The organism is Anaerotignum sp. (assembly GCF_051877975.1).
GTDB lineage: Bacteria > Bacillota > Clostridia > Lachnospirales > Anaerotignaceae > Anaerotignum_A.
This window is the reverse complement of record NZ_JBJEJK010000060.1, coordinates 1-14,526: the sequence shown is the minus strand read 5'-3', so window position 1 is coordinate 14,526 and position 14,526 is coordinate 1. Positions and strand designations below refer to the sequence as shown.

11 protein-coding genes are annotated in these 14,526 nt (G+C 44.3%); 2 read left to right on the top strand and 9 right to left on the bottom strand.

Annotation, left to right across the window (positions count from 1 at the left end):
- Window positions 1-8: 8 nt before the first annotated feature.
- The 9 genes from ACI39P_RS09715 to ACI39P_RS09675 all read right to left on the bottom strand — a co-directional run bounded on the left by ACI39P_RS09715 (window position 9) and on the right by ACI39P_RS09675 (window position 12,701).
- Window positions 9-938, bottom strand: a complete 930-nt coding sequence (locus ACI39P_RS09715; protein ID WP_439720475.1) for a nucleoside hydrolase — start codon at window positions 936-938, stop codon at window positions 9-11.
- On the bottom strand, window positions 935-1,876 hold the full coding sequence (locus ACI39P_RS09710) for a nucleoside hydrolase (protein ID WP_439720474.1): 942 nt from the start codon (window positions 1,874-1,876) through the stop codon (window positions 935-937). Before ACI39P_RS09710 ends, ACI39P_RS09715 begins: the two co-directional genes overlap by 4 nt.
- A gap of 23 nt (window positions 1,877-1,899) precedes the next feature.
- Window positions 1,900-2,853: an ABC transporter permease subunit gene (locus ACI39P_RS09705; RefSeq protein WP_439720473.1), complete on the bottom strand. Its 954-nt coding sequence runs from the start codon at window positions 2,851-2,853 to the stop codon at window positions 1,900-1,902.
- The gene (locus ACI39P_RS09700; protein ID WP_439720472.1) at window positions 2,853-3,962 is read right to left on the bottom strand and encodes an ABC transporter permease subunit; all 1,110 of its coding nucleotides are present in this window, start codon (window positions 3,960-3,962) and stop codon (window positions 2,853-2,855) included. The genes ACI39P_RS09705 and ACI39P_RS09700 overlap by 1 nt, the downstream gene beginning before the upstream one ends.
- Complete coding sequence (locus ACI39P_RS09695) at window positions 3,955-5,514, bottom strand: ATP-binding cassette domain-containing protein (RefSeq protein WP_439720471.1); 1,560 nt, start codon at window positions 5,512-5,514, stop codon at window positions 3,955-3,957. The genes ACI39P_RS09700 and ACI39P_RS09695 overlap by 8 nt, the downstream gene beginning before the upstream one ends.
- Window positions 5,515-5,615: 101 nt before the next feature.
- Window positions 5,616-6,734 carry a BMP family ABC transporter substrate-binding protein gene (locus ACI39P_RS09690; RefSeq protein WP_439720470.1) on the bottom strand — a complete coding sequence of 373 codons (1,119 nt, stop codon included), beginning with the start codon at window positions 6,732-6,734 and terminating at the stop codon, window positions 5,616-5,618.
- 321 nt (window positions 6,735-7,055) lie between these two features.
- Complete coding sequence (gene yajC, locus ACI39P_RS09685) at window positions 7,056-7,502, bottom strand: preprotein translocase subunit YajC (RefSeq protein WP_439720469.1); 447 nt, start codon at window positions 7,500-7,502, stop codon at window positions 7,056-7,058.
- 88 nt (window positions 7,503-7,590) lie between these two features.
- A complete protein-coding gene (gene tgt, locus ACI39P_RS09680; RefSeq protein WP_439720468.1) occupies window positions 7,591-8,724 on the bottom strand; it encodes a tRNA guanosine(34) transglycosylase Tgt in 1,134 nt (377 codons plus the stop codon).
- A 122-nt stretch (window positions 8,725-8,846) separates the two neighbouring features.
- Window positions 8,847-12,701, bottom strand: a complete 3,855-nt coding sequence (locus tag ACI39P_RS09675; RefSeq protein WP_439720467.1) for an S-layer homology domain-containing protein — start codon at window positions 12,699-12,701, stop codon at window positions 8,847-8,849.
- A 163-nt stretch (window positions 12,702-12,864) separates the two neighbouring features.
- Here ACI39P_RS09675 and ACI39P_RS09670 point away from each other — a divergent pair, with 163 nt between their 5' ends.
- Together ACI39P_RS09670 and ACI39P_RS09665 are read left to right on the top strand one after the other, a co-directional pair.
- Window positions 12,865-13,209, top strand: coding sequence for a helix-turn-helix domain-containing protein (locus ACI39P_RS09670; protein WP_439720466.1), 345 nt, complete (start codon window positions 12,865-12,867; stop codon window positions 13,207-13,209).
- Window positions 13,210-13,299: 90 nt separating this feature from the next.
- Window positions 13,300-14,448 carry a THUMP domain-containing protein gene (locus tag ACI39P_RS09665; RefSeq protein WP_439720465.1) on the top strand — a complete coding sequence of 383 codons (1,149 nt, stop codon included), beginning with the start codon at window positions 13,300-13,302 and terminating at the stop codon, window positions 14,446-14,448.
- The last annotated feature ends 78 nt before the right edge of the window (window positions 14,449-14,526 follow it).

Sequence of the window (14,526 nt, the reverse complement as noted above, 5' to 3'; positions counted from 1 at the left end):
GACCTTTTTTAATAGTTTGCCATTAGGTCAAATATTTTCTGTACAAAAGCTTCACGGTCAACTTTTGTCACGATAAATGTATTATGTGTATCGAACTGCTTATCACTGTACAGGTCGGTCACCGTTTTGCCGGATGTGATCTTTCCTTTTGTTTCCACATGAACACCGCACCATTCCCCCTGAAACAGTTCCGGATATGCTGCAAACAACACTGCCGTAGGGTCATGGAGTGCAACGCCAGGTCTGCCCATCTCATCATAAAAAGCCAGTGCTTTCTGTTCCACATCGTGGAAAAGCTTCGCTTCTTTGCTGCCCAGTGCCATCAGCTTTTCGATCTCCGCTCTGCTCATGTATGCTTCCATCGTTACATCCAAGCCGCACATATATACAGGAATACCGGAGGTAAACATCATTTCTGCCGCTTCCGGGTCTTCATAGATATTGAATTCCGCACAGGGAGTCACATTGCCGCCAATAGCCGCACCGCCCATGATAACAATCCGTTTGATGAGATCTTTCATATCCTCATATTTGGACAAAGCAATGGCAATATTCGTCATAGGGCCAACAGCGATCAGGGTCAATTCTCCCTTTTCTTCTGCAGCGATGCGGTGAATGGCATCCCAAGCCGCTTCTGATTCCACAGACTGCTTGCTGGCAGGAAGAACAACGCCGCCCATGCCATCTTCGCCATGGATATGAGCCGCTGTCTGCAAGGTACGCAGCAAAGGCTTCTCTGCCCCTTTATAAACAGGGACTTGCGCCCCAATATAATCCATTACGTTTCTGCCATTCCGGAATGTATATGCAATGGGCGCATTGCCTGCCACCGTTGTAATCGCCTTGATATCCAATTCCTCCATCTGGTGAGCCAGCATCAGCGCCAGGGTATCATCTACCCCGGGATCACAGTCAATAATTACAGGGATTTTATTCATTTTGTCACCTCCCCATAAGCTTTTGCAGCTTCCACCAGCAAATCGGCAAAAGCATCCCGATCGATTCCCATGATAACCTTTGCATTGGGTGCTTTCCCCTTGGAACCACGGAAATCGGCAATCGTTGCGCCTTTGCAGAAATCGCCTTCTGTTTCCACTTCTACATACAATTCTTTCATATCCATAATTTCAGGATGGATCAGAGCCGCCACTGCCACTGCATCATGCACAGGGGCACCTTCATAGCCCATTTTGATATGGAACTGATAGAAGAAATCCAGCCATTCGGCAACAACCTTTGCCACAGGATTGCCAACAGCGCGGATCCGTTCAAAATCATAAGGCTTAATCAATGCCTTTTCTGTTACATCCAGCCCCGCCATGATAATGGGAATCCCGGATTCAAATACAATCTTGGCTGCTTCCGGGTCTACCAGAATATTGAATTCTGCCGCAGGGGTCCAGTTTCCGTATTGCACGCCGCCGCCCATCAAAGAAATCTGTCTGATATTTGCTTTCAATTCAGGATGCGCGATCAAAAGAGCCGCCACATTTGTCAAAGGGCCTGTAGGAACCAATGTAACAGGTTCTTCACTTTCCCGCAATACTTTCGCCATCAGCTCAACCGCTGTCATGGGAACCAGTTCAAAATCAGGTTCTGGCAGCGCAGGGCCATCCAGCCCAGATTCCCCGTGTACGGTAGGAGCGATAATTGGCTCGGAAACCAAAGGACGTCTTCTTCCTTTTGCCGTTGGCACATGCAGATCGATCAGCGTACAAATCCGCTGTGCATTATATGTTGTTTTTTCGATGGTCTGGTTTCCGCAGCAGGTCGTTACCGCTTTGATCTCCAGTGCCGGGCTGGCATTTGCCAGCACCCAGGCAATGGCATCGTCATGCCCCGGATCACCATCCAGAATAATCGGAATTCTGTTCATTTGTTTCTCCCTCCACAAGTGGATTATTTATTCTCTTCTTCCTGCACTTTTTTTCGTTTTACCTTCTTAGCCGTAGACATTGCATACAGCACCAGGCCAAGGATAGTCACGGCATAAGGCATCGCAGAAATCAGGTTGGAAGATACCCCTGGGATACCGGATACCTTTGTACGCAGTGCCTGGGCAAAGCCGAACAGCAAAGAGGAAAACATGGTACCAACAGGTTCCCCATGGCCCATTGCCTGCGCCGCCAATGCAATAAACCCACGACCAGCAACAACGCCTGTATTCCAGCTCTGAGAATAATACATAGACATAAAAGCACCGCCCATACCGGAAAGCACACCGGAAATCCCCAGAGCAATATATTTGATTTTCAGAACACTGATACCTACAGATTCCGCCGCATGGTCATTTTCCCCAACGGCACGAATCTGCAGACCAATAGACGTTTTATACAACAATACCCATGTAAAAAATACAAGAATGAATGCTACATAAGTCAATACAGAATGACCGGATAAGATATCGCCCAAAACAGGGATATCACACAGGCCGGGAATTTTTACTGTTGGAATCAGGATATTAGAACTGGTCAGGGATGCGGTGTTGCCTCTTTCCCCTGTGAACATATACAACAGAAAGATCGTACCGCCGGAGCTCATCGTATTGACAGCAATACCGGCAAGAATAATATCCGTTTTCAATTTCAATGCGAAGAAACCGATCATCAGCGCCAGCGCAGTACCAACAACCATCGCCCCAAGAACACCGATGAACCAGCTCTGGGTCCAATAGCTGAACAATGTACCGAACAAGCCGGAAATCAGCATGATACCATCCAGACCAATATTGGTAACGCCTGCTTTTTCTGCTACTACCGCCGCCAAAGCCGCAAACAGGATAGGTGCTGTGATACGGAAAATAGAGAAGACAAAGTCCGTTTGACAAATCAAGCCAATAATTTCATTGAACATTATGCCTTACCCCCTTCCGGTGCTGCTTTCTTCTGTTCCAGTTCTTCTTTTGCACCGGCAACTACCAGTTTCTGACGATATCGAGCCAAGAACTGTTCCGCAGCAAAGAACAGGAATACGACTGCCTGAATGATATCCGCCATTTCAGCAGGTACATCGCAGTAGGTTGCCATCAATGTACAGCCCCTGTTCAGGTAAGCAATAAAGAATGCCGCAATCGGTACAAAAATAGGATTATTTTTCGCTAAGATCGCAACAGTGATACCAGTCCAGCCATAGCCGGGAAGATCCCGCCACAGGAAAGTATCGAAACGCCCCAAAACTTCAATGGCACCGCCCATGCCGGACAAAAAACCACCGATGACCTGAGAAAGAACAATGATGCCGCCGACCTTCATGCCGGAATATTTCGCAAAACTCTGATTGATCCCTACCATCCGAATAGAATAGCCCCAGCGTGTCCGATACATGAACAAAGCTGTCAGAACTGTGAAGATCAGCGCCACCACAAAGCCCCAGCTCAGCTTGGAACCCCCGGGAACCAGTGCGGGGATATGGGCTGTTGCTGCAAAGGGAAATGTCTGAATGGTACCTTTGCTGCCATCTGCGAATACATTCAGCAGGAAATGCAAAATCACATACATGATGATATAGTTCATCATCAGGGAGGATACCATTTCACTGGCACCCAGTTTTACTTTTAAAATTGCAGGAATATACATCAGTGCGGCACAGACAATTGACCCTGCCAGCACACAAATCACCATATCCAGATAAGTCCCTGTAGAAAAATAAATGCCTACCAGCGCAGCAATAAAACCACCCAGCATCACGCTTCCTTCCCCAGCCATATTAAACTGGTTGGAAGAAAACATAACGCAGATAGCAAGCCCTGTAAAAATGATAGGCGTCATTGCCGCCATAATCGTAAAAATTGAATTCAAACTGATGCCACCATTTGTAAACAGTGGAGAGATCAACATATATTTCAATGCTTCGAAAGGTTTATCGGAACAAATGAAAATAAAAATTGTTGCAACGAGAAGCGCCACGAGGATCGCCGCCGCACCACGGATGATCTCAAACATTTTCAAACGTCTGTTATTCATGGCATACCCTCCTTATTTCCTCATCGGTCTGTTTTTTCAGACCCAACATATATTCCCCCATGATTTCATCGGTCAATGTAGATGTATCTTCGAAATATGCCGCGATCTTACCATTATAGAACACGATCAAACTATCAGAAAGTTCCATAACTTCATTCAGATCAGCAGAGACCAGCAAAACTGCCGCGCCTTCCCGGCTTAGTTCTACCAGCTTTTTGCGGATAAACTCTGTCGCACCAACGTCGATCCCACGGGTGGGCTGGTCTGCAATAATCAGTGTGGGTTCTGCAGAAAATTCCCGGGCAACAACAACCTTCTGGATATTACCGCCGGACAGCATACCAACCTGCTGATTACGGTTCTTACAAAGTACCAGATAATCTTTGATGAGCTGATCACTTTCCTGATGCATCGCATCCATATTGAACAGCATGCCTTTGTTGAATTTCTTTTTATCAAAACGATCAGACATGATGTTTTCTTCAATGGTACCGGAAGAAGCGATCCCATAGATCATACGGTCTTCAGGAATCAGAGAAACCCCCAGTTCACGAATCTTTCTCTGGGGCATTCCAATGATATCTACACCGTTTACCGTAGCAGTACCCGCATCAGGCACATTCAGATTGAACAGCATTTCTACCAATTCCCTCTGCCCGTTGCCCTCTACCCCGGCAATCCCAAGAATTTCACCCTTGCGTACAGAAAAAGACATCTTGTCCAGCATTTTCCTGTTCCAGGAATCTGTGTATTCCAAATCTCTTACCTTCAAAACCACATCTGTGGGCTGTGCTTTTTCTTTTTCCACAGTCAGGACAACATCACGGCCTACCATCAGGCGGGAAATTTCCTGCTCTGTAATACCTGCTGTTTCATAAATCCCCATAGATTTGCCGCCGCGCATGATTGTCAGGCGGTCTGTAATCTGTTTGATTTCTTTCAGCTTATGGGAAATAAAGATGATTGTATACCCTTGTTCCTTCAAGGCAATCAGTTCTTTGAACAATTCAGCCGTTTCCTGTGTCGTCAGCACGGCTGTGGGTTCATCCAGAATCAAAATCTTTGCACCGCGCACCAGTGCTTTCAAAATCTCAACCTTCTGTTTCATACCAACGGGAATATCGATGACTTTCGCATTGGCATCCACATGCAGATTATATTTTTTTGCGTATTCCTCTGTGATCTCCACTGCTTTTTTGTAATCAATAAACATGCCTTTTTTGGGTTCCATGCCCAAAACAATGTTTTCCGCCACAGTCAAGCTGGGTACCAGCATGAAGTGCTGATGCACCATGCCGATCCCTTTGGAGATAGCCACTGTAGGAGATGTCAGATTTACTTTTTCGCCATTCACAATGATTTCACCACTTGTAGGCTGTTCCATACCAAACAGCATTTTCATCAAAGTGGATTTGCCGGCGCCATTTTCGCCCATCAGCGCATGGATTTCGCCTTTTTTCACATTAAAATCAACGCCTGTGTTGGCTGCAACGCCATTGGGATAGACTTTCGTGATGCCCTTCATCTGAACAACATATTCGTTGTTTGACATAATCAAGCCCCCTTCTTTTTTAAGATAAAAAAGGGGAGCTTCAACAGCTCCCCTTTGCAAAGTATAAGCTAAAGTTGCTTTTTCAGCTTTTTTTATTTTGATTAGGGCTGCATGGAATCTCTCAAAGCGATCGCTGCATCGTTGCCGCCATCTGTCAGTGCAGAAGAAACGACTACATCGCCATTTACGATTGCTTCCTGAGCTGCCAGAACCGCATCCTGAACTTCCTGAGGTACTTTTGTGAAGTTCTTATCTGTTACTACGCCTACGCCGCCTTCAGCGATACCCAGATTTACTTCCTGACCCCAGTATTCATTGCCATTTGCCCATTCATCGAAGAACCAGCAGATACCGTCGCCAACATTTTTCAGGCCGGATGTCAGTGTAACTGCTGCCAGTTCAGAGCCGAATGTAGATTCCTGGTCGGAGTCAACGCCGATGAACCAAGCTTTGCCTGTTTCCTGTGCTGCTTCTGCGCCGCCGTTGCCAGCTGCACCGCCTACGCCCCAAACGATATCAGCTTTTTTGTCGTTGATCATGGAAAGAGCCAATTCTTTGCCATAGGCTGTATCATAGTAGTTTGTTACATAACGTGTATCAACTTTGATGTCAGGGTTAACGGATTTTGCACCTTCCAGATAACCATACAGGAAGTCGTTGATTACAGGGCTGTCAACGCCGCCCAAGAAGCCGATCACTGCATCTTCATTTGTGTTGTCATAACCGGATGTAGTCATAGCTGCTGCAAATACACCGATCATATAACCCAAGTCGTTCTGTCTGAAGCTCATGTTTACAACATTAGGGCATTCGCCAACATGGGTTGTGTCATCGTAAATCAGATATTTCTGATCGGGATACTGATCTGCTACTTCTTTCAGATATTCGGGCATCTGATATGTACCGCAGATGATCAGGTCATATTCACCTGTACCGGATACTTCATACAATGTTTCCAGCCATTTGGGCTGGTCAGCATCTGTTGCGCCCATTTCGATTGTTTTGTAAGTGATCTTGCCTTCTTCTTTCAGTTTTGCCAGACCCGCTTCTGCAGAGTCAAAGAAAGATTTGTCACCCAAATTGCCGTTTACCAGGTTGCATACATTGTAAACTTCGCCTGTCGCTGCATCATCCGCAGGTGCTTCTGTGCCGCCGCCGCAGCCAGCCAACATAGAAATTGTCATTGCGGAAGCCAGCAGTAAAGAAAGTAATTTTTTCATGGTTCCTCTCTCCCTTTCCTAGAAAAATATTTTCTGCAACGAACAAATGCTCCTATTCAACATGAGCATTAAATTCAGATATATTTTATAATAACTATTCATAATTGTCAACAATTTTAACAATACATTCCATTTCTTTTAGCAACATTTTATAAAATCCGACACAACCAGAATAATTTATTACACTATATGCTCAATAAATTTACTTTTTTGCAGTTTCCTGTCAAATATTCACAAAAGCGACTGCCTTCACTTATGATATTTTTCCTTCTATACAAAGAAAGCCCCTTTCACTTTCGTGACAGGGGCTTTTTATCAAACTCAACCTCTTCTGAACAGACCTTTTTTCTTAGGTGCTTCTTCTTCAACAGGGGCTTCATTAGACATATTCGGTTCTGCTTTGCCGAAGACTTCTGTTTTCGCAACAGGGATGCGAACCCCTCTGTTCAAACCAAATTCAACGATCAGGCAGTCATATGTCATATCCACAACCTTGCCGTAAAAACCGCTGTTTGTAACGATAGAATCACCAATTTCAACGGCATTTCTCAGTTCAGCCAATTTCTTTTCTTTCTTCTGTGTAGGTCTGATAGAAAGGAAATACATGATCAGAAGCAAAACTACACAATATACAACGATCAGCATAACAGGATGATCTGCCATCCATGTGCCGAAAAGGCCTGTACTCTGTGTTGTTGTTTTAGCCGCTTCTGCTGCTGCTTCGCCGCCGCCCGGTGTGATTACTGTGTCAAGTAAGAATGGTACCATTTTTTTCTCTCCTAACTTTATGGATTAAATTTCAAACTAAATATGATTATATATAATTTTTTATTTTCCGTCAAGTATCGCACAAATCTTATTTGTCGTTCTGCTGAAACCCTTCCAGTTTTGCCTTTTTATATGCAGGGAAACGATCTTCCTCAATGGCCTGTCTGATCTCTTCCATCATGCTGTTGAAGAAATACAGATTGTGCATAACGCAAAGGCGCATTGCCAGCATTTCCTTTGCTTTGAACAGATGGCGGATATAGGCCTTCGTGTATCTTCTGCAAGCGGGACAATCGCAGGTATCATCGATAGGCGTTTCGTCCTTTTCATATTTTGCATTCAGCAGATTCAGCTTGCCTTTATTTGTATAAACATGAGCATGGCGTCCATTTCTTGCAGGCAGAACACAGTCAAAAAAGTCTACGCCTCGCTCAACTGCTTCCAAAATATTTTCAGGTGTACCAACGCCCATCAGATAAGTAGGCTTATTCTGAGGCAGATAAGGCACGACCTCGTCCAAAATATGGTACATTTCCGCATGGGTCTCCCCAACAGCCAGGCCGCCGATGGCATAGCCATCCAGATCCATTTCGGAAATCCGCTTGGCATGTTCAATCCGAATATCTTCATAGGTTGCCCCCTGGTTGATACCAAACAGCATCTGCTGTTTATTGATGGTATCCTCCAAAGAATTCAATCTTGCCATTTCTTTTTTACAGCGTTCCAACCAGCGGGTGGTTCTAGCTACGGATGCCTCTACATAAGGTCTTTCCGCCGGCAGGCCAATACATTCATCAAAGGCCATAGCAATGGTCGAACCCAGATTAGACTGGATCTGCATGCTTTCTTCCGGCCCCATAAAGATTTTTCTGCCGTCAATATGGGAGCTGAAATAAACGCCCTCTTCTTTGATCTTTCGCAAAAGCCCCAGGGAGAATACCTGAAAGCCGCCGGAATCTGTAAGAATCGGCTTATCCCAGACCATAAATTTATGCAGCCCCCCCATTTCTTTGATGAGCTTGTCACCAGGGCGCAGATGGAGATGATATGTGTTGGAAAGTTCCACCTGACATTTCAGCTGTTCCAGATCTTCTGTGGAAACGGCGCCCTTGATCGCACCTGCTGTGCCCACGTTCATAAATACGGGCGTCTGGATTACACCATGGGGAGTATGGAATTGCGCACGCTTTGCTCTGCCGCATGTTTTCAATACTTTATACATAATCGTCCTCACTTTATGAAAAATTTCAATCTGTTTTATGATACCCTTTTTTCTGGTTTTCTTCAAGGGGTGCTTCATAAAAATAACGGCGGATTTCTCCGCCGTTATTTTTTTATCTTCTATTATGTCCAATTCTGTTCATAGAAATAACGAGCCCAGTCTCTAAAAGGAAGTACATCTGTCCAACGTTCATACGTACCATTATCAACCTTTTCATATTCATGGCTGTTTGTTGCTTCCTGCACTGCCAGATAATACCATGCGCTTGTATCCGCATTATCCGGCCAGTGTTTCATATCCTGATCCAATGCCGCAGGGCTTTCAGGCAAACGATTCAAGACACGGTTAATCAATGTCATCGCTTCTGCACGAGTGATATACTGATCGGGCTTAAAGGTTCCATCGGGATAGCCAACGATCCAGCCTTTTTCTGCTGCACGATTGATATGCACCGCTGCCCAATGCCCGGAAATATCACTGAATTTATCAGGACCGGAATAAGGCTGGCTGTCAAAACGAGCCGCGATTGCCGCAAATTCCGCACGGGTAATCTTATCATCAGGATCAAAATATCCGGTATCTCTGCCATACGCAATTCCCATTTCCGCCATTGTGGAAACAGAAGAAGTATACCACATGCCCTTCGGTACATCAGGGAAGTCATTTTCAAAAGTTACATTTTCGTTTCTGACATCCTCTTTCAAAAGACGGAAGAAGATTGCCGCTACTTCTGCACGGGTAATGTTCCATTCGGGATGGACTTTGCCGTCAGGATAGCCAACAACATAATCAAAATGATCATCACCATTCAATGCATCCGGTGTTTCATCGGGAATTACAGGCTCTTTCTCCGGCTCCTTATCGGGAGTGCTGTGGCTGCCGCCGCCACCACCGCCGCCGCTGGATTTCTTGCCTACTGTATATTCTACTTCAGGTCTCTCAAATTTTTCAGGTTCTGCTGCATTGCCTTCTGTATCAATTGGATACAGGACTGCTTTTTTATTTGTATACAAATCTTCATATGTATAAGAAGTACTCTTCTTAGGCTGAGGATTCATCAGTTTTACATCATAATCCAACTGAACAGTATCATTGATAGTTACAGGAACATTGATTTTCCAAATAAAATGTTCTTCCGCAATATCCCCAGAGCCATCTTTATAATAATACAGTTCGAAATTCAGATTGCCTTCTGCATCATAGAAACCATAAGCAGATGTGGCATCCCCTGCATCTGCCAGTTCTGCGCCTTCCAGAACTTCCTTGCCTACACGCAATTCCAGTCTGCTGATTTCGTCTATAAAATCAAAATCATAGGCATTGCCTTCACTGTCTGTGCCATAACCAATGATATCAACAACTCTGGAACCGGGTCCGACTACCTCAATCAATTCATCTTTTACTTTATCAAAGATTTCTGTTTCGGACATTTCTGCACTGTCATATCTTGTTACATATTCATTTTCAGCCAGCCAGGATTTAAAGCTTTCGGAATAGTCACCATATTTTGTCCCTGTATTATAAGGATAAGAAACAAAAATGATACGGCAATTTTCTGCTGCTTCCACAATAGAAGTTGCTGCATAATAAGTAGCTGCTTCATAGGTTGTATAATAATCAGGGTCATTTGCAACCGTATTCCAGTCTGCTGCTTTTCCTTCTGCAATCGCATCAGCAGCAGCAATCGTTTTTGCTTCTTCTTTTGTCATCGCGTATGCGCCAATATTCGCACCATCTTGACCTTCTGTCCAAACTTCATCAAATTCTCTGAGCGGCAGAGGATTATCGGCTCTCATATACCGCTTGATAAAATCCTCATTGCTGTTCCAGAAAATCGAACTGTCTGGCACATATGCCTGATGCATAGATTCACCATTTTCATACCACATACGGGCTGCGCCGTCAGAAAGAAGAACCAGATATTTATCTTCCGCCTGAACAGCTGTATCTTTATCCAGCTTTTCCTGCGCCGCCACTACGCCAGCCTGTAAGTTGCTTCCGGAGCGAGCCTTATCTCCATATTCATCTTTTACGCTGTCATATACTGTGTCAATCAGTCTGTTCTGCAGATTTGTCAGATTTTCCGCATTCTCATCGCCGGAAATGCCTAATAAATCCGTATCTTCCAGCAAAGGTACAGAACCGCCGAATACAGTCAGGCTCACTTTCACATTCAGATTTTCCAGCGCTGCCAGTTCGCCCAGCAGTTCTGCTGCCTGTGCCGCCAAGTCATCCTCATCGGAACTTGTAGAGCCATCCAGAACAAAGGCTACATCCAGATCACCCTTATAGCTTGCCGCAGGCAGAGATAATGTTACAGTAGATTCGTAAGTATCGTTTAAAGCTGTTGCCGTTTTGGATTTGGAACGTTCCCATGCAATAGGGTCAGGATTTTCAGGTTCTGCAGGTTCTTCCCCTTCTACTTTATAGGTAACCGCAGGAATCTCGAATTCCTCTTTCTCCCCTTCATACCCATTAGAATCTACAGGGTACAGAACGGCTCTCTTGTTTGTCTCAAACTCATATTTTCCTGCCTCTGTAGGCACTTCATCCAGTTTTACTGTATAAGTCAGCTGAACAGGCGCAAAGTTGCTTACGGGAACATAGATATTCCAGATAAAGCATTCATCGCTTTCACCATCTTCGCCGTTTTCATAATAATACAGTTCAAAATCATACTGTTCTGTATTCTCATTGAATGCCCCAAAACCGTAGGCAGATGTTGCATCTGTATCATCGATAGTTTGCTTGTCCAATGCTTTTCCGCCGACGGTCAGCTCGATTTTCTCGATATCATCGACAAAATCAAAATCATAATCGAATCCATTTTCTGTTCCGCCGCCAATGATATCCTTCACCACAGAACCCGCATCCAGGAGATAATAGATTTCTTTCTGAATGCTGTCAAATGCACTCGCCAAATCATCGCTGTCTTCTATACCATTTTGGCTATATGCATTCATTTTTTCGACTAAGGTTTTGCCCAAAGGCGCTGCATCTTCTCCGTTTACGTTTACAGCATAGCAATGATATTTATCTTCCAGCTGTTTATATGTATCGTAAGCATCATAAACCGCTCTGTCGATGGATAACGCATGCTCTGCAGCATCATCCCTTGAAATTACTTTCTCTATATTTCCCTCACTATTCAGGAAATCCCAAAGTTCTCTATCTTTTTCATTATTAGATTTATTAGTTCCCCATGCTCCCTGGTTTGCATCCTCTACGAAGTCGAATACATACTCATCTCCGTCAGCATCTACAAAATCACTGATTTTTTCAAAATAATCATCCCAGTCGTCTCCCGGAATTTCATAGGAACCGTCCGCAATACCATTTGTGGTGCTCCAACCGGAAAATTCGCCGGCATAAATTGTATTTTGATCCTGATTGATTTCATGGAAAATAATGCCTGTCGCATTATCATCACCATAGCTGAACAAACGAGCCAGACCATCTGTTACTAAAATCAGATGTTTTCTGCTATCCGCCACTTCTGTGTCATTTTCAAGCATTTCTTTTGCGGCCAACAAGCCTCCGTCAATATTTGTCCCGGTGCCATCTGGCTTTGTTTCAATGGATTCACGAATCTCTTCAACATTTTCTTCGGAAAATTCCGTAAGTTCATACACCACATTTCCCGTATGTCTGAAAGAAACAATGCCGACTTTGATTGCCGCCTCCGTTCCTTCGATGCTTTCCTGCAAAGACTCCAACAAGGCAACTGCTTCATCTGCCGTCTCTTTTTCGCAGCTGGATTTATCCAAAACAAATACAACATCACTTATCAACTCTTCCTCTGCGGAAGGCAAAGAAAGTGTCACTTCCGATTCTAGTCCATCAGTAAGTGCAGCTGCTTCTTTTGATTTAGAATAATCCCAATCCGCTTTCTGTGCAAAAGCCGCTGAAGGCCACATTGCTGCCAACATACAAGCCGTCATCGTTCCGGCAAGTATCCGTTTCAGATTTTTCTTCATTTCCCTCTTCCTTTCTTTTGAATTTTTGTACTTCCCTTTTTCATGTACTTTACTGTGAAAAATCATAAAAATTAAACTATATGCATATAATTTAGCCTATATAGTTTATTTCATGCTATCATAGATGACTTTATAATTCAAGTGAATTTTAACTATATAGGCGGTGATTCCTCTGGATTATTACAAAATTGGACAACGTATCAGGAAATTCAGAAAAGCCCTAGGTCTCTCTCAGGATCAGCTGGCAGAAGCCGTTAATATCTCCACTCCTCACATGAGCCATATTGAAACCGGCAATACAAAACTGAGCCTGCCCGTTTTGGTTTCCATTGCCCAGGCTCTCAACGTCAGCACAGATGAACTCCTTTCGGATACTCCAGCCAGCAGAAAAAATGATGCTCTGCAGCAGATTCAGTCAGTCCTAGATTCCTGCTCCCCGAAGCAGACAATCATCATCGCAGAAATTATCAAAAGTGCCAAGGCAGCCATGGATAAATATAAAGAATAATCCTTTCTTTTTTTCTCCGCTGATGATAAACTATGATAATAGATTATGATATTCATACGTTGATTATGATAAAAAGATGGGAGAAAGCAAATGAGCATCAATTTGATCGCAACTACTACATTTGGTCTGGAAGCTGTAGTCAAAAGAGAATGTCAGGCACTTGGTTTTCAGAATATCAAAACATTCGACGGCAAAGTAGAATTTACCGGTACGGAAGCGGATATCGTAAAGGCCAACCTTTGGCTGAGATGCGCCGGCCGCGTCTGGGTAAAAATGGGTACATTCAAAGCAGTGACCTTCACAGAATTATTCGACCAGACAAAAGCCCTGCCTTGGGGGGATTGGATTCCGGAAGACGGAAAATTTACTGTTGTTGGGAAATCTGTAAAATCTACTTTATTTAGTGTTTCCGACTGTCAGGCCATAGTAAAAAAGGCTGTTGTGGAAAAGCTGAAGGAAAAATATAAAACAGACTGGTTCGATGAAACAGGTGCCTCCTTTACGATTCAGGTAGGGATCCTGAAAGATGTCGTCACACTGGCTATTGATACCAGCGGTTCCGGCTTGCATATGCGTGGCTATCGTGCCAATGCGCTGGATGCCCCCTTGAAGGAATCCATTGCTTCCGCTATGATTCAGCTGAGCTACTGGCGAAAAGACCGTATCCTGCTGGATCCATTCTGCGGTTCCGGTACGATTCCCATTGAAGCGGCCATGATTGCCCGCAATATTGCCCCCGGCATCAACCGCAAATTTGCTTCCGAGGAATGGGAACACATCGGCAAAGACCTTTGGAAACAGGCCAGAAAAGAAGCCTATCAGGCCATTGATTATGATGTAATGCCTGAAATTTACGGCAGCGATATCGACCCTGCCGCTATCGAACTGGCCAAAGCCAATGCAGAGCTGGCTGGCGTGGATGACTGCATTACCTTTGAAGTAAAGCCTTCTCAGGATATTGTATTGCCGGGGAAATATGGTGTGCTGATTTCCAATCCTCCTTATGGTGAACGTATCGGTGAATTAAAAGAAGTTGAAAATATGTATCGTGCTCTGGGGGCAACCATGAAAACAGACACTACCTGGTCCACCTATGTCATCACTTCTATGGAATATTTTGAATCCCTTTTCGGCAGAAAAGCGGACAGAAAGAGAAAACTGTTCAACGGCCGTATCAAAACAGACTATTATCAGTTCGAAGGGCCTCGCCCTCCCAGAAAAGAAAAACCTGAAACATAAGCAAACAAAAAAGAGCCCTTTCGGACAATGTCATTAAGTTAAGATGACGAATCAGGATCTCAGTATTAGAAATAATGC